13 protein-coding genes and 2 pseudogenes are annotated in these 16,198 nt (G+C 48.2%); 9 read left to right on the top strand and 6 right to left on the bottom strand.

All coding sequences use genetic code 11. The features are described from left to right. Window positions 1-640 precede the first annotated feature (640 nt). The 4 genes and pseudogenes from K1I37_RS08470 to K1I37_RS08455 all read left to right on the top strand — a co-directional run bounded on the left by K1I37_RS08470 (window position 641) and on the right by K1I37_RS08455 (window position 2,955). Window positions 641-1,282 carry a hypothetical protein gene (locus K1I37_RS08470; protein ID WP_021295372.1) on the top strand — a complete coding sequence of 214 codons (642 nt, stop codon included), beginning with the start codon at window positions 641-643 and terminating at the stop codon, window positions 1,280-1,282. 72 nt (window positions 1,283-1,354) lie between these two features. After that, window positions 1,355-1,705: a hypothetical protein gene (locus K1I37_RS08465; protein WP_021295373.1), complete on the top strand. Its 351-nt coding sequence runs from the start codon at window positions 1,355-1,357 to the stop codon at window positions 1,703-1,705. Between the two features lie 352 nt (window positions 1,706-2,057). Continuing rightward, complete coding sequence (locus K1I37_RS21845) at window positions 2,058-2,255, top strand: glycoside hydrolase (protein WP_081653975.1); 198 nt, start codon at window positions 2,058-2,060, stop codon at window positions 2,253-2,255. Window positions 2,256-2,293: 38 nt separating this feature from the next. Next, window positions 2,294-2,955, top strand: a pseudogene (locus K1I37_RS08455) (glycoside hydrolase). Between the two features lie 236 nt (window positions 2,956-3,191). On the opposite strand, the gene K1I37_RS08450 reads toward K1I37_RS08455, so the two are convergent. Both K1I37_RS08450 and K1I37_RS08445 read right to left on the bottom strand, forming a co-directional pair. After that, window positions 3,192-3,587 carry an SRPBCC family protein gene (locus tag K1I37_RS08450; protein ID WP_021295376.1) on the bottom strand — a complete coding sequence of 132 codons (396 nt, stop codon included), beginning with the start codon at window positions 3,585-3,587 and terminating at the stop codon, window positions 3,192-3,194. After that, complete coding sequence (locus tag K1I37_RS08445) at window positions 3,584-3,913, bottom strand: ArsR/SmtB family transcription factor (RefSeq protein ID WP_031217991.1); 330 nt, start codon at window positions 3,911-3,913, stop codon at window positions 3,584-3,586. The genes K1I37_RS08450 and K1I37_RS08445 overlap by 4 nt, the downstream gene beginning before the upstream one ends. 339 nt (window positions 3,914-4,252) lie before the next feature. Between K1I37_RS08445 and hmpA the strand changes: the two are divergent. Beyond that, window positions 4,253-5,468 (top strand): annotated as a pseudogene (gene hmpA, locus K1I37_RS08440) (NO-inducible flavohemoprotein). Between the two features lie 306 nt (window positions 5,469-5,774). Further along, the gene (locus K1I37_RS08435) at window positions 5,775-7,139 is read left to right on the top strand and encodes an APC family permease (RefSeq protein WP_021295381.1); all 1,365 of its coding nucleotides are present in this window, start codon (window positions 5,775-5,777) and stop codon (window positions 7,137-7,139) included. Between the two features lie 177 nt (window positions 7,140-7,316). Here the strand turns inward: K1I37_RS08435 and tnpC are convergent, their stop codons facing one another. The 3 genes from tnpC to tnpA are packed head-to-tail and all read right to left on the bottom strand — an operon-like array spanning window position 7,317 to window position 9,617. Beyond that, window positions 7,317-8,921, bottom strand: a complete 1,605-nt coding sequence (gene tnpC / locus K1I37_RS08430; protein ID WP_242216002.1) for an IS66 family transposase — start codon at window positions 8,919-8,921, stop codon at window positions 7,317-7,319. 41 nt (window positions 8,922-8,962) lie between these two features. Then, window positions 8,963-9,265 carry an IS66 family insertion sequence element accessory protein TnpB gene (tnpB, locus tag K1I37_RS08425; protein ID WP_242216001.1) on the bottom strand — a complete coding sequence of 101 codons (303 nt, stop codon included), beginning with the start codon at window positions 9,263-9,265 and terminating at the stop codon, window positions 8,963-8,965. A 22-nt stretch (window positions 9,266-9,287) separates the two neighbouring features. Next, entirely contained in the window at window positions 9,288-9,617 is a 330-nt protein-coding gene (gene tnpA / locus K1I37_RS08420; protein WP_242216000.1) for an IS66 family insertion sequence element accessory protein TnpA, read from the bottom strand. Window positions 9,618-9,782: 165 nt separating this feature from the next. On the opposite strand from tnpA, the gene K1I37_RS08415 reads away from it, so the two are divergent. After that, window positions 9,783-11,252, top strand: a complete 1,470-nt coding sequence (locus K1I37_RS08415; protein ID WP_021298702.1) for an MFS transporter — start codon at window positions 9,783-9,785, stop codon at window positions 11,250-11,252. 485 nt (window positions 11,253-11,737) lie between these two features. Beyond that, on the top strand, window positions 11,738-12,091 hold the full coding sequence (locus K1I37_RS08410; protein WP_021298703.1) for a hypothetical protein: 354 nt from the start codon (window positions 11,738-11,740) through the stop codon (window positions 12,089-12,091). 443 nt (window positions 12,092-12,534) lie between these two features. Here K1I37_RS08410 and K1I37_RS08405 read toward each other — a convergent pair whose 3' ends face one another. Further along, a complete protein-coding gene (locus K1I37_RS08405) occupies window positions 12,535-13,692 on the bottom strand; it encodes a WD40/YVTN/BNR-like repeat-containing protein (RefSeq protein WP_152498890.1) in 1,158 nt (385 codons plus the stop codon). 742 nt (window positions 13,693-14,434) lie between these two features. Between K1I37_RS08405 and K1I37_RS08400 the strand changes: the two genes are divergently transcribed. After that, window positions 14,435-15,844 carry an FMN-binding glutamate synthase family protein gene (locus tag K1I37_RS08400; RefSeq protein WP_021298705.1) on the top strand — a complete coding sequence of 470 codons (1,410 nt, stop codon included), beginning with the start codon at window positions 14,435-14,437 and terminating at the stop codon, window positions 15,842-15,844. The last annotated feature ends 354 nt before the right edge of the window (window positions 15,845-16,198 follow it).

Here is a 16,198-nt window from a genome sequence, read left to right as displayed (position 1 = left end):
ACAAACCGAACGATACAGTTTGATATACCTAACGTTAACTATTAGTTCTTACTAACCAAACGACCACTTCCCTAAAGTATGGTAAAATACATGTAGTTTGAATATGCTGAGTGTTATGTTGAAGACAGACAACGTGATTTCTGAGGCTAGGGGGAACAAAATTGGGGAGAAACATCGGAAAATATATTCATCTGTTTAGGTTGCTTCGCGGCTTACGTCCTGTTGGCGAAACTGTGGCCTAACCAGACAACGGTCCAATTTGTTTGACTTTTTGTCGGTGATGATTGTACCCGCGATATTGGGTTCTCCCGAAAACAGTATCTCAAGCCCCACATATGGACCAACCTTGACTTTGTACAACGGTTATTTGGCGCCACTCGAAAACATTACGCGGCAGTTCAACATATCGATTCTCAATCATCAACCGTTGCTTATTCTCGAACTTTTTGTGCCACCGTTGCTCATGTGGGGCGATTTACTATTGAAGTCAAGGTCAACGAAAACACTTTCTCGTTGTTCTATCTCAATTCCAGGCTGACTACTGGAGGGATTCATCATATCACCCGTAGAACTGTTTCATCTTCACTTTTACGTCCCAAACCCGCAGTCTACTGAACAGGCGTGCGTTGACCAACTGAACATGCAAGTGATTGCGCGCTACGGCTATACAGGAGCCGAACTGATACGTTTTTCACCCGAAGAAGGATGGAGCGTTTTTGACGACGAGAATACACGGTTTCGACAAGTGCAGCTTCAGAGCGGAGCATTTGACCTTGTCTTAGGTCAGCGGAACTCGCCTGAACCGTACATGGAGCATTTCGGAGTTATGGTAAGCGAAGACAGGTACCAACGGTGCCTGAAACGATTTACAAGCGAAAACTATACAATACAGGAACGCACCAATCGATCATTTTTCACCACCCCATTCGGTGTACGGCTGGAACTGGTCGCACCACATCATGGCGGATATAGGACCTTCAATGCTTCTGACCATCACATCTTGACGGTTCAACATGTCCGCTTTGCTGTACAAGATCCGCAACAGTGTAGTAGCTTCTTTTCCGATGCACTGGGGGCAGAGATATTGACGCAGTTACACTTTGAACGTGCCACGGACTCGTCCAAATTCAGGCCAGTAGAGATACGGTTGTCATCCGCACCAGGCGGCAGCAAATCCATGATGACAACGTTACTCCCTGGCATCTCGGTACAAGTTGACCATGCGGGAGTCCAGACAACGCTTGATACTCGTCTGTCAGAGAGCGACAAAAACCCAACGTAACATGAAATTTCCTCTATGTCTCATTCTCGTATACCTAAATTGTGTGGTATTGTAGATTATTGAGGTGATCGAATGAAATCAATCAACCGGCCTACTATCCTAGATCCGAAAAAACTTGCGCCGGGTCATTGGGTAACCGAGAGTGGTTCAACGACGAAATGGAAGCACATTTTCGTGTATAACGACAAACGTCGTAAACCCATCGAATATCACTCCAATAGCAAGAATCCGTACACAGCATATTCCCGAGATGAACTACTGCAAGCAATTCGCCATGTGGAGCAGTCTATTGCAGAGATACAGCGTGGTGAAGGAGAGTTTCTCGACGCGCGTGAACGAGTCGCACTTATTTCTATGTTAAAATTGGAACTTCGACAAATGAGAATTGTACTCAAACATAATAAAACATCCCGAGCTAGTTAAAGATAAAAAAGACCGCATACGGTAAATCCGTCGCGGTCTCAGTCGAATACAAAGCGATTACACAAGCCTACTCAAACATTTCTGACTCAATCCATCCTAAATACTTTCGAATCCGCTCGTCTGGTCGATTCCTTAAATGCTCTATATCCTGACGCAGCGGAATTTTTCCAGCCATGTATAACCCCGATGAACCTGCGGAAATCTACCGTTAGACGCTCATCGACAACCATCAATTCGTCACACTCAGCGAGAAAATCAAAAAGAACCCGTCCGTACAGAAACTGCTCGGGTCCGCCTTCGTCTACCTTTGGGGCAGCGACGAATTCTCGCCAGAAACGGCGTCTCGACGCAGATGGTAAACGACCCTCACGCCGCGGGTTTAAACCATCTATGGTTAGGGCTCTCGGACTGGGAAATGGGTTATCGATACCCGCAATTCGTCAAGCTGGCCGAATCATTAGGCTACCTTGTCGCGACATACGATTCTTACACGACGGTACAAGACCCGCAAAACCCGGCGAATTCATCGTTTGACACAACCCTTTTTTAACGAGTCTTTGTACAAAAATGGCGCCATCGTGAACACAAATGGCACAAAAGTGTCTGGGTTCCAAGGTCAAGTTCAATTCGTGGTTTGTCGATTCAGATGGGGATGCCACATTCTATGAAGACTATTCGAAGACCCATCCCGCGACAGAACAACAGCAGATGAACGCCATTATCCAACGCTTACAGTTTTTCGACAATCAAAACATGTCGTCGGTACCGAGGAGGGTAACTGGTTTTCTGCATCGTCTGTGGACTTTGCGCAAGGAATGGTGACGCCCGCGTTCAATTGGATGGATCCCGACATGAAGGACAAATCGTCACCATATGACCGGGGCTCCTACTGGCCACCTGAAGCTCCAACGATTTTTATGAAGCCAGTGCCCATCAAACAACTTTATTACGACGTGTTCATCAATCCAGAATACAATTTGCCGCTCTATGAACTCGTGTTCCACGATTCGGTCATCGCATCGGATCATTGGCTAAGTGGAAGCCTAAAAATTCAAGGTGAGGACAACACCCGTTCGCTCACAGAATTGCTGTACGACGTACCCCCGTTGTATCACTTGAATTTGGACACGTGGAACCAGGAAAAGGACCAGATCTCGAGCTATTACAAAGTCTGGTCCCCAGTGGAGCAGAAGGCCGCTGAATTGCCCATGACGAATTTCAGTTGGTTGACAAGTGATCGCCTCGTGTAAAAATCGATTTACGGCGATCAACTGGAGGTCATTGCAAATTACTCGGACAAGACATATTCTGCCGAGAACCATCACATTCCGCCGCAAAGCGTCTTGATTGACTGGCTGAACAGCGGCAGGACCGAATTTTACACACCACACAATTGATGCGGATACGACAGCAGGTCCGGTTCGCCAGCCGGACCTCGCCTGTCAGTCGGATATCCCAAACCGGATACGCCGCAAGGATGATTGGATCACTGTTCCAGTAATTTTTCGAGCTGTCCGGACCAGGTGGTCCAGCCCCACTTAGCGCCCTGCAGTGCTTGCTCATTCGAGATTCCGGATTGTTCCAGATGGAGGTTAACCTTTCCGTTCCCTAAATCCTGCAACGTCCACGTGACGATGTGCTTTTCTCCGCTTTCCCAAGTATAAGACAACCGGTTTGGCGCTTCCACGATAAGCACTTCGCCTTCAATAATCCCATTCCACCCATTCATGGGTGGCATACGAAACTGAAAACGGTATCCTACGATGGGCTTAAAATCATTTTCCGTGATCCACTTGGCCAGCTTACTGGAATCGGTCAAAGCGGACCAAAGCTTATCAATTGATGTTGTGTACTGAAAATCTAGCGTTAACGTTTCACTCATTCTTCTTCCTCCTCTATTAGTTGATTCAAGCGCAACATATTGGTACTCCAAAACTTACTGTAGAACGCTACCCAGTCCTGAATTTGCTTCAACGGTAACGGATTCAACCGGTACTTCGTTTCTCTGCCAACTTTCCGATGCGTGACGAGTCCAGCCTCTTTCAGTATTGTCAAATGCTTTGAAACCGCCGTTCGTCCCATAGGAAAGTGAACCGTTAAATCATGGAGAGGTAATTCTTCCGCATTCGCCAGAAGACGAAGCAGTTCACGTCGAGTTGGGTCTGCAACTGCAACATACACATCCCTGCTCTGATTTGTAGCGGTCATCATCACCACCCACTTTCAAATAAACAACACCAATCAGTGTCCAATTCATAATAGGACACCGATTGGTGTCTGGTCAAGGCAAGCCAGCGTTCCACAGCTTACGCGTCTGAAATGTAAAAATTTCTACACGCTGTTATAGAAGAGGACATATCCGCTTTAGGGATGATCAACATTCTTTTTGATTTAATCCATGTTCACGGATACATGCGGTTCAATTGCCTGAAAATATATTTGTCCAAAAAACAGCCACAAAAATGTATTTAAAATATATCTTTCATCTTCATCACCATTATAATGGCAACTGGACGAACACTTTCACTACATATAGGAGGCTTGCAAATGCTCAGTCAAGAAACAAGGGATATCATCAAATCGACTGTCCCGGTTCTCGAAACGCACGGAACTGCCATTACAACGCGGTTTTATCAACTCCTCTTCTAAAATCATCCCGAGTTACTCAACATTTTTAACAAAATGAATCAAAAAAAGGGTAATCAGCAGACCGCGTTGGCAAACGCCGTATATGCCGCTGCCGCCCACATCGATCATTTAGAAGAAATTCTTCCCGCTGTGAAGAAGATCTCATATAAGCATCGCGCACTGGGTATCCTTCCAGAGCATTACCCGATTGTTGGGGAGAACTTGCTGCAAGCCATTAAAAAAGTGCTGGGAGATGCAGCCACAGATAACATTATCGACGCTTTGGCCCAGGCTTATGGTGTCATTGCCGACGTGTTTATCAGCGTTGAACAAGAAATGTATTGAGAAGCTGAAACGCAAAAGGTGGCTGGCACGGATTTAGGCCTTTTGTGGTACAGAAAAAAGTACGTGAAAGTGAAGTCATCTCTTCGTTTTACTTAGTTCCCCAAGATGGAAAGGACATTGCAGATTTCCTTCCCAGATAATATATAACGTTCAAAGTCGATGTTCAGGGGAAAAGTACACGCAACGACGCCACTACAGTCTATCGGATGCGCCTGGAAAGGGTTATTACCGCATCAGTGTGAAACGCGAAGACGGACGAGGGGACGTTCCTGCCGGGATTGTTTCTAGTTATTTGCATAACCGTGTGAACGAAGGGACGTCCTTTATGCAAGTGCGCCTTCTGGGGATTTTGCGATGAAAAAGCCCGCCAATAAACCTGTTGTCTTCTTAAGTGGTGGCGTTGGTATGACACCGTTGGTGAGCACGGTCAAGACACTCTTGCAAAAACAACCAGGACATCCCGTGACATATGTCCACGCAGCCATCCATGGTGGACTCCACGGATTGCAAGAGGACTTAAGATACCTTAGCCGAAACAACCCCAAGCCTACACTACCATGTGGTATACGAAACACCGCGTGAACAGGACAAAACACATCAATACTTCGCCAAAGAAGGATTTGTCGATCTGAATTGGTTAAAGCAAGTCGCTTCTGTAGATTCCGATTTCTACTTTTGTGGCCCGACGCCTTTCATGAAGGCCATGTACCGCGCTCTCAAAGATTGGGGTGTTCCGGACAACCAAGTCCATTACGAATTCTTCGGTCCTCAAGGTACCCTCACAGACTAAGTGACGTTTTTCCAACGCTCGTGTGTAGCGGTCGACCACTCGGCAATGATTGGTCGACCATAGATAATCTTATAAGAAGCAAGGACACCCTTGTATCCCCCTTCCTCATTCCCCACAGTCCACATCAAAGAAAAAGTGTACCAATGCCACAATGATGATCATTGGCGTCTTCATTAAACCCTCTTGCTTTATTACGTCACTACTGTACTTGAATAAAGCAACGCTGATGTGTTACCTTATCTAAGGTTAAATCAAAATACAATTGCAAATGTATAATTCTACATTTATAAGGAGATGCCGCCCCTCGTGGAGAACCAAAATCAACTCAGAAAAGGCATTGGACTGTTTATCGCGACTGCGTTAGTCGCTGGCAACATGATGGGTTCCGGAATATTTATGTTGCCTGCTACGCTGGCTCAAGAATCTGGACCCGGTTCAACGATGATTGCATGGATACTGACAGGCATGGGTTCGATATTTCTAGCGTTGTCGTTTGCAAATTTGGGCACTCGCTATCCTCAAAGCGGTGGACCTTATGAATTTTCCAAAAGAGGCTTTGGCGATTTCATCGGCTTTATCAATGCCTGGCTGTATTGGAATGGCTCATGGACTGGAAATGTCGCCGTCATTCTTGCAATAGCAAGCTATGCAGGGAATCTCATACCGGCGATTGCCAGCAATCATCTGATTGGATTCATTGCAACCAGTGCGATTCTCTGGATATTCACCCTAATTAACATCTTAGGCGTACGTTTGGCTGGGAAAATCCAAACGGCCATCACAGCATTTGAGATTGCCTTGTTTTTAGGCTTTATCGTCGTTGCAGCACTTCACTTTCACCCAAGCAATCTGACGCCGTTATTCCCAGCGCACAAGGGTCCTGGTGCAATTTCTGTCGCTGCGTCATCTACTCTCTGGGCTTTCATCGGTCTCGAAAGTGCTACAGTTGCCGGAGGAGAGATTCGCAATCCGCAGAAAAACATACGCCGAAGCACGATTCTTGGAATATCGATTGCGACGGTACTCTACATGGCGATCAACTTCTTTGCCATGGGTGCAATGAATCAGAAAGCTCTTGCAGGAAGTTCTGCCCCAATTTCGGACATTCTCGCTCAGTTTTTCGGAACGGGTATTGGTCGACTGATTACGATAGCTGCTGTCGTCAGTATCCTGGGCACCACCGTGGGTTGGCTTTTATCCACAGCCCGTATTGCTTACGCAGCTGGCGTGGACGGCGTCTTCCCTAAACCGTTTGCTAAAGTGCATTCCAAGTACCAGACGCCGTACATGGCATTAATTATTGGATCCGTTCTAGCAAATATATTACTATTGATGAATTATACGAAGAGCTTTAACTCAGCCTTTAATTTTGTGGTCTTACTGGCTACGCTGAGTTATCTCCCTGTATATGCTATGACGGCCGCTTCCGAGATTCGGTTAATGAAGAAAATGCATGGCACGGTCAATGTGTTCAAGTTCATCAAAGTATCATTCATCCCTCTGCTCGGCTTTATCTACGCTGGCTGGACTATTTATGGTTCAGGTGCAAAAACAGTTATGTATGGATTTTTACTCTTGCTAGCGGGAATTCCGTTTTACCTGTACATGAACTATAAACGTGAGGCTACAACTAACCAGCAGCCTGCGGAAAGCATAACGACCAAAATATAAAATCGCTGAGATGTACAAATTCCCCTTACTCCCCGCCGAGGGTTTCGTGAAAATACGAGGTCCTCGGTGGTTTTTTGGTGAGCGTCAAATGCGCCACACATCCCATGTTTCAAGATAGAAGGTCTAGTATATAAATCACCCCCACCATCGCTGGTGAGGGTCTTTTGAATTTGGGGGTTATTTTTTCCTGGGATTGCGGACACTTTCTGGCAAAGCACTTGACCAAGGAAGGAGATCCCGTAGTGTCTCTGGATTGTCTATGTCCACGTTCGGCATTTGTTCGAAGAGATAGGTCAGATAGTGCAAGGGGCTCAAGCCGTTCTCCTTGGCGGTTTCTACGATGCTGTAGATCATCGCACTTGCCCTCGCTCCGCAAGGCGTGTTACTGAACAGCCACGCCTTGCGCCCCATCACGAATGGTTTAATCGCTCGTTCCGCACGATTGTTGTCAATCTCCAAGTTCCCATCTTCCAAGAAGGCAATAAGTTTTGGCCATCGGTTCAAACAGTATCCAATCGCTTTTCCCAACTGACTTTTTGGCAGAACCTGATCCTTTTGAACTTCAAGCCACGCCAAAAAAGCGTCTAAAACCGGGAGACTTCGTTTTAGCCGCTGGTCATAACGTTCCTCTGGGGTCGCGTCTTTTAAATCGCGTTCAATTTTGAAAAGTTGGTTGCAGTAATTGAGACCTTCCCTCGCAGCAACTGGGGCATTTCTTTTGTTGGAGGGAAGCGATTTAATCGCTTCGTCAAAACCACGTCGAGCATGGCTCCAACAAGACACGGTGACTACATTCGGAATCTGGTTGTACCCGGCGTAGCCATCCACATGAAGGTAACCCTTGAACCCGTTGAGAAAATGAATCGGGTGCTCTTGAGCCCGGGTCATTTGGTACTCATACAATACGATTGGCGGAGCATCCCGCCCCGTACGGTATAGCCACATGTATGAGTTTGTCTCGGCAGCTCGACCGGATTCATGCAAGACCTGAACAGTGATCTCATCTGCGTGCAAGTACTTGCATCTAAGCAGTTCTCTGTGCATTCGTTCGTAGATTTTCTGGAGCCATTGGTTCGCCCCAGTTAGTACCCAGTTCGCCATGGTCTGTCGTGATAATGGCATGCCTTGGCGTGCAAATTGCTGCTCCAGCCGATAAAGCGGCATACCATCCCCATACTTCTTGTCCATGATGTAGGCCACCGCCGATGGCGATGCCAAGCTACCCGGAAAAGCTGGACGCGGCATCTTCGCCTTCACCACAGGCGTTTCAGTCCCATTGCGTTCGCACGGTCGACAACTGTATATGATTTGCACATGTTCGATGACGATTTTCTGAGCCGGAATAATCTTCAGCTCTTTACGAATCTCAGAACTCATCTCGTGCATGCATTCTCCACAGCAAGGGCAGACCCGCTCGTCTTCCGAGAGCCGATACTCGATACGCTCCACGGGCAGATTCTTGAACAGTTCGTCCCGAAAGCCTGGTTGGTTCTTGCGGGGCTTAACCGAGACGGATTCGGTCGTCGGTTCCTCAATTGCAGGCTCTGATTCGACTTCCACTTCATTGAACAGCCGCAATTGCTCTGAGTCGGAACGCTCGCTCGTCGCACCAAAGCGTTTATGCTTAGACAAACGAAGTTGCTCTAGGAGGAGACTGACCAGCTGTTTCAAATCCGATATTTCTTGTTTTAATAACCGGTTTTCGTTCTGTATGGATTCAAGCTGTTCGGTCTGTGAAGCCGATGATTTTGTCATGTTTACTGATTCGACATTGATGACCATAATCCCTTGTCATGATTGGATTCTTAAGCAATTTTTCACGGTCATATGACCGTCTTCGCCACCACCTTTGGATGTGCTTGACGTTGTGTGATGGACAACCCGTCCAGCAACCAGCGAAGTTCTCGACGGCTGACACAGATAGGGCCTTCTTGGGATGCATCCGGCCACTGAAAACGACCGCGCTCTAAGCGACGGTAGTGCAGCCAGAATCCGGCGTGATCCCACTGGAGAATCTTTAACTTGTCTCGTTGCCGATTGCAGAAGACGAAAAGACAGGGCGAGAACGGATTCAAGTCGAACACCTCTTTGACGAGTACGGCGAGTCCGTCAATGGATTTGCGCATATCCGTAACACCGCCGCGTCACTCAGCATAATGTCGCCAAGGTCTGAACGACCTCGCGTAAAAAGACGAGATTACACCCTGGCTCCACTTCAACACGGGCATCGCCGATACAAATTGCAATTTTACCTTCTGACATTGGCTGGCCACCACCGCCCTCGGCAACCTCGACGGACAACCATTTCACCGGTGACCTAGGTTCCGACTTGTGGCTAGTGCTCGTCTTCTGCAGCCAATACCGCAAGGTATGAATATTGACACTGTGCTCGTCGCACCAGACTGGCGCTCTTTGGCCACTGGCACGAAAGCTCGCGATCCGCCCCTCCCACAGATCTCGTAACTCCGTTCTGCACAAACAAAAAACCTCCTCGATGTATTGTATTTGAGGAGATTATCTCGCCATTTTCATGTAGTTACGAGGTGTGAGCTACTTTACGCTCACGCATTTTGGACAGATTTCGGACGTGACGTGTTACGATATGCACAAATCATCTATTTCCTAGTCACGCGGAGGCAGACCATGGTCGAAGGTAAATCATCCAATCTCTCCTCTCACCCAACGGTTCGACGACTCCAACAAGCGGCATTGCTGAGAAACGTGTGCCAAGGCATCGCAGCCGTCGACGTGAGCCTATATCTCCAGTCACTTGGATGGCATGGCCTAGCCATCGGTGGCGTCTTGGCTGCATCCGGTGTGGTGCGCAGCATTTTGACGGTTTTTGCTGGGGAACTTCAGCAACTGCTCGGATCAAAACGATACATCCTGGTATACGAACTCTTGGCCTGCATCGCCGCGTTGGTGCTCGCCATCACCACAAACGCACTGGCTATGTGTTTCGCCATCGGTATAGCCGGCTTCGGGCGTGGCCACAGCGGCTCTGGCGGACCTATCGCACCCATCGAACGCGCTTGGTTAGGGGCATACGCACGTCGAAGTGATGAGCGAAGTGCGCATGCCATCTTCGGTGTTCACGCTGCGGTCGGATACGTTGGCATGGGTGTGGGAGCGCTGATTGCCGGTCTACCATCCTTACTCAAACTATGGGTGCCGAGCACCGAATCCTATCACATCGTTTTTGCGCTCACGACGCTAACATCTCTCTTCTGCGCTTGGACCATCGCTCGGGTGAGCGGTGGTCAGCGAAAGCCAAGAACCAGAACGAATGCTGAATCGAAGCGGGCAAACACGACCGATAAGGAGGGACGAGAACCGGCGACAGAGGCATCTCTCACCGAATGGATGGGTCTTCTCCAAATCATCGGCCTCGTCGCCATCGTTAGCCTTCTGACGTGGCATTGGCAAACATGGTTTCCTAAGTTATCCACGTTGCGCCCGCTGATCCCTGTTGCGATGGTTGTCGTGATCATGGGAGGAAAATGGACTGTGGACAATCTAAGTTCACGGCATCGTTCCACTGCAAAGTTCGCGAGCCAGGCTCCAACGAGACTTGGCTCGCCGCTCGTGAATCTCGTAAATAGCGTCGCTGTCACCCTCTCGATCACGATGACATCCTTCTGGCTGTCGGTTCGATTTCATGCCAGTGAATACGTGATAGGCGTCGTTGTAGCGGCCTCCTATTTTGCAGCGGGTGGCGTAGCTTTGCTAAATGTTCGAATTGCAAATCGCTTCGGTGCCATAAGAACCATGGTATACCTCCAAATCATCGGTTCGATCACAGTGTTCGCTCTGCCCCTGGTGCCTTGGCTGTGGACTGCTGCATGCCTAAATCTATTCGCGGTCGGTCTGAATCTTGGCAGTCGTGGTAGTCGCTCCATGGTGATGGCGACCGGGCACAAAAGACTCAGATCCTGGCAACGCAAAGTCAGTACGATTGTGATCCTCACGTTGACAACTGGAGCGTGGCCGGCAGCCTTTGGTCAGATGATGGAGGAGGAAGAGTTCGTTCTCCCATTCTTCCTAGCAGGCTCGGCGCAACTGCTATCTACCGTGTGGTTTCGAAACAGGTATACCCAAGAATCTACACCGTAGATAAACGGTCAGTCAGAAGCGATCGATGTGATTCTACCGAGACAATGCATTGGATCATATTGGGTATTTCTGCCACTTAGTTCAATAAGTGTAGCACACGAAAAGCGTATGAATATGCAATATCAATGCATAAACGACCGCCGCGTTTTTCTGCAAATTAGAACCGCGGAAAACAGCAGTACCCACGGTGTCCTTGCGAATACGGCAGTTTTCAAGCTTGCTGAGCCACGATTCAACGGGCAGAATCAAACTGAATCGACATCCAACTTTTCCGCGTCGCCTTTGGATTCTTCGGCAATCCAGATCTAATGCGTAGAATCTAAATCCATCGGCTCAGATGCCCAAAACGATACCCATTTGGAGACAACAATTCAGGTGCATCTTGAATCACAAACAGGTGTTTCGACGGCCCCGCCCAGTCAAGTCGGCACCTGTTCGTGATATTCGGGAGGGGCTAGTTTTGTTCGAAATAAAATGCAAAAAATGTGGTAGAGTTCAAGAATGGCGAACAGGCCGCCAAGTCGGTCGCATGGAGATCGAAGTTTCCGGCAGCGTTGTCATATACGCCTGTGGTCACGGTGTTGCAGAAGATGCAGGGCATGATGCTTTGCGCGAGTTCAACGTGCCGAAGTAGGCGACACCGAATGATGAAACCCGGCACCCACGTTCGCGTCGTCGTTCGCAGTTCTTTGTATGCGACTCCAGACAAACCCACATATGAGTGGACAGGCACCGTCACCGAAAGCGACTTTGATGGTATCTGGGCCGCAAGGGACGACGAGCCAGAGCGTGAGGAGTTTGTCTCGTACCTCGATGTCGAGGATGTTCAAGTGTTGTGAAGAGGGAAAATCCTTCAAGATAACGCGAAAACAGGCCACCTAGAACGGCCTGCTTTCGATTTTTTCAATCTTCCACGATACCCAGACCCGCAACTCCTTAGAACGCCCGTAGAATACCTTAAAATTGATGCCCTATCGTTATACCCTCAGTATCGAATACATACCTTTAGGTGGGGGGTGCGACTGTGATACATCCCTGGAATCGCGTTAAAGCCAATATATCCGAGCATAGAACATTTTTTACGTTTGCAGGTCTTGGCATCATCTGTACCGCCACAAGCAACTTAACCAAATATGTCTACATACACGGCTACTCTCTTTCAGGTATGGAGTTTTTTGCGGGATTCCTCTGCTGGCTTGCTGCATCATTTGTATTGTTTAAACCTAAGTTACAGCGATAATGGACGTTGAGATAGACACCTTCATTTCCCTCAGCGTCCCGCCTATTTTGCGAAATCTGACGTACATATAGGAATATTGGTGACCCTGGAACCTCCGTTTCCAACCACGTATGCCCCGTTTGGAGTTACAGCACCGATTTGACCACCAGATTTAACTTTGCCCTTCCACTTCTCCCAATTCAGCCCGTTGTCATGTGAATAATAAACGGTCTGCCCATCCGTTACGTAAATCGTTCCACCAGTTAACGACACACGAACAACTTGGGAAATAGGGATCGGAGTAGTAGGACTCCACGTTTGCCCACCATTCTGTGTGGTGTAGATAACCGTGCTGCCGTTATTAAATATGACTGGCATAAAGCCCATCTGTGACGACGAAAACGTCGGTGCCAAAGGATGCGCATAATTCTTTTGTAAATTCGTCGGAACAGGCACGTTTTGAAGCCCCCAAGTACGTCCATCATCATTGGTAACATACAAGCCTACTTGTCCGGGATGTTGTCCACTGTCGACCGTTAGCCAGCCTGTCGTGCTATTTACAAAGGTAATACCCGTCTTGTTTCCAAGAAGAAGTTTATTCGACACAGTTTTGCTCAATATTCGCGACCACGTTTTCCCTCCGTCCGAAGTGGAGTAGAGATCAATCGGCTCTTGCCCTACTGCTGGCCCCTGCGATGCTAACAACCATCCGTGTTGACTGTCAGTGAAACTGAGCTCTCCTATAATATAGGATTTCGGAACAGAGATGGATGTCCATGAAGCACCGCCGTTTGTCGTATGGTACAACATGGTTTTTTGGCCTGTCGAAGCAACGAACCATGCCTCTGAGTCGCTAACTGCAAGCCCTCCGGCGAATGTGTATTGAGACGCCACGCCTGCTGGCGTACTGTTGTGCCACGTTTTCCCGCTGTCATGTGTATGAAGAACAGCGTCATTGAGGATTGGATCACCTTGAAATGCTGGAAAGTTCCATCCTGTCGATTTGGATGTCATGAACAGTGAATTCGCGTTGATTTGTAGCGTGCTTGTGGAATTAGAGGTGCTCGTGTTCCCAGTGGGAGTTGCCACTGAATTCGTAGTTGTTTTGGGTTGTGCAGCAGGAAAATTCGGTACCACTACACTTGAATTACTTGCTCCACATCCCGCCAAAAGTACAGTTGCGGTCACTATTGTTATGATCATCATTGTTTTCGAAGGCATGGCCACGCATTCCTTTCCTTCACTATCTTTACTAAGCAATAGACGCTGCTGAAATGGATTACGTTTCAGTCGGTCAGACTCACCCTACTTCGTTGTATCTTGATAAGTTCCGATAAACTGGCCAAACGTCCCAGAGCGAACGCTAAACGCCTTAGAATTGATGTCGCATGAAATGGCGTGTGAATGGGGTTTGAGTAGGTAACAGATCGATAACATGGTGAAATTTTATAAAAACGCAGCGTTAACAAGCATTATCAGGTAAATTGCAGGTTGATTTAATAATAATTTGTAATGATTACACATTATGGATTTTCAATGCATATCCATAATGTGTTTTTAATAGTTGCTACGCCATGGTTCACTAAGCTTTGTTTTGAGCTATTCACTTCAACGGTGAAGAATCTTTTGTATTGGGAGGAGTCCGCATGAACAGAGAATGATTATAAAGACCCTTTTGGGTGTTATCGGTTGCGCGGCCATTCTCGTAGCTTTATCAATAGGCTATTTAGTTTCCCGTCCTCAGTATGTAGCACATAACAATGTCAACGAGACGAATTACGGGGATTTAACTTATGGGAACATCACGTTAACGCCCGCAAGCAAATGAACCATAGAAAAATTACATAAAATGCAATCATGGTCCAATTAGCGTTTAACACATATATTATTTGAAAATGGAGATTTTAAGGTAACAGTTACTTATGAATAACTTTTAGCATTTACATTCCGGGGGTCGTGAAGTGTGGCATCTAATCATACACAGGCGTGGATTCAATTTGGACTAATTTACATTGGAATCCTCCTTTTGGTAAGTTTAGCCGCGTATCTGACAATTCCCTGGTGGTGGCGATGGGCGTTTGAGCGGGTTTTCCGCCGTTCTGTGCGAATTCTGTTCGAAGAACCCTATACGTCAAACTTAGCTGAAGGCCTGACGGCGGTACAAAAATTTGGAGTTCAGTGGATGATTGAAAATGAGATCCGCTCCCAAGAGGGCAGGCCATTGGCTAAGCCCATTGGGACAACACGTCAATTCCCCCATTTTGACGGGTTGTTATTTTCCCCTGCCCAGTTACAACGACGTCCGCTTAATCATCAAGTCGCCGTAGTTAGTAAGACAGTCATCGGCCGGAGGGCGGACCGCCCAATGATCGTTTCCATGCCCATCCTGATCTCCGCCATGGGATACGGTGTCGCCTTAAGTAAACCGTTTGTCCGAGCATTGATGAAGGGTGCAGCGATGGCAGGTATTGCGAGTAACACTGGACAGGGAGCATGGTTGCCGGAATTCCGCGCGCTGGCCAAACACCTTGTCGTGCAAGTGCACGATGCCCCCTGGCGCCCCTCACGTGAAGCCTTACGCACCGCCGATATGATAGAAGTCCGATTGGGACAAGGAGCTCACGCTGGTTGCGGTACCGTCATCTATCCGGAGGATTTAACTAAAAATATTGCAAACGACTTCGGGTCTCCGGATGCTCTGACTACCGGATGCTATATCCCTGCCGGCGTTTCGGAAGCGTCCCACCCAGGTGCACTTCGAAGACTCGTTCGCCACCTGAGAAGTGTTAGCGAAGGTGCCCCCGTCGCCGTGAAAATCGCCGCGAGCCATAACCTCGAACATGATTTGGCCATCGCCGTCCGTGCTGGGTTCGACGTAATTGTCGTAGATGGTGCTCAAGGAGGTACTCACTCATCCCCTGCTATCCTCGTAGACGATTTCGGCTTGCCGACACTTGTCGCCCTTTGCCGGGCACAGAAATTTCTGGTCGACCATGGGTTGCGTAGCCGCATCGACCTCGTCATCTCTGGTGGCATTCGCACGCCTGGAGATATGTTGAAAGCCCTGGCGCTAGGAGCTGACGCAGTATACATTGGCACCGCCGCCCTGTTCGCTGCCACACACACGCAAATCGTCAATACAATTCCGTTTGAGCCGCCTACCGCAATAGCGTGGGCAAAAGGTAGCAAACGCCGAAGTTTTGACGAAGACCGAGGTGCCCAGAGTTTGGGCAATTTTTTAACCAGCTGCGTCGAGGAGATGAAACTCGGGGCGAGAGCTCTTGGCAAAACAAGCCTACACGACGTAGATGCTACAGACTTGGTTGCTTGGCAGGAAGATGTGGCGCGTATCACAGGTGTACCCTTGGTGTAGCAGTGTTAAAAACTTTACTCTATCTGTCTCCCTCAACCAGGCACCATCACTGATTTTGCGTCGAATTTATGTGCCTCCTTCACGAGTCCGGTGGTTAGCTTCCTTAACTATAAATATCATCGCATACAAACAAAACTAACAGGCATGAGTCCTGGAATACCAAACTCATGCCTTAAAAGCTTCCTAATTGCAAAGTGTCTAGCTTTTTGGGGTCACTCATGGTGCGATGGCTGATTTTTTTGGTTTGCCTTGCGCTGCGTTCGAGACAGCCTCCCACGCCTCCCAGGTGGCTAGGCGGTCAGCATAAACGTCACGAGCTCTCGGCAGGACCCCGGAGCCGACAGCAAATCGAAG

This window comes from Alicyclobacillus acidoterrestris (genome assembly GCF_022674245.1).
Classification (GTDB): domain Bacteria; phylum Bacillota; class Bacilli; order Alicyclobacillales; family Alicyclobacillaceae; genus Alicyclobacillus; species Alicyclobacillus acidoterrestris.
This window is presented reverse-complemented; position numbering and strand designations above follow the sequence as displayed.

Bases quoted from the DNA above. Each gene is read 5' to 3' on its own strand.
- K1I37_RS08470 (WP_021295372.1), top strand. From the start codon at position 641: ATGCAAGTGATTGCGCGCTACGGCTATACAGGAGCCGAACTGATACGT.
- K1I37_RS08465 (WP_021295373.1), top strand. From the start codon at position 1,355: ATGAAATCAATCAACCGGCCTACTATCCTAGATCCGAAAAAACTTGCG.
- K1I37_RS21845 (WP_081653975.1), top strand. From the start codon at position 2,058: ATGGTAAACGACCCTCACGCCGCGGGTTTAAACCATCTATGGTTAGGG.
- K1I37_RS08450 (WP_021295376.1), bottom strand. From the start codon at position 3,587: ATGAGTGAAACGTTAACGCTAGATTTTCAGTACACAACATCAATTGAT.
- K1I37_RS08445 (WP_031217991.1), bottom strand. From the start codon at position 3,913: ATGACCGCTACAAATCAGAGCAGGGATGTGTATGTTGCAGTTGCAGAC.
- tnpC (WP_242216002.1), bottom strand. From the start codon at position 8,921: ATGGTCATCAATGTCGAATCAGTAAACATGACAAAATCATCGGCTTCA.
- tnpB (WP_242216001.1), bottom strand. From the start codon at position 9,265: ATGCGCAAATCCATTGACGGACTCGCCGTACTCGTCAAAGAGGTGTTC.
- K1I37_RS08415 (WP_021298702.1), top strand. From the start codon at position 9,783: ATGGTCGAAGGTAAATCATCCAATCTCTCCTCTCACCCAACGGTTCGA.
- K1I37_RS08405 (WP_152498890.1), bottom strand. From the start codon at position 13,692: ATGCCTTCGAAAACAATGATGATCATAACAATAGTGACCGCAACTGTA.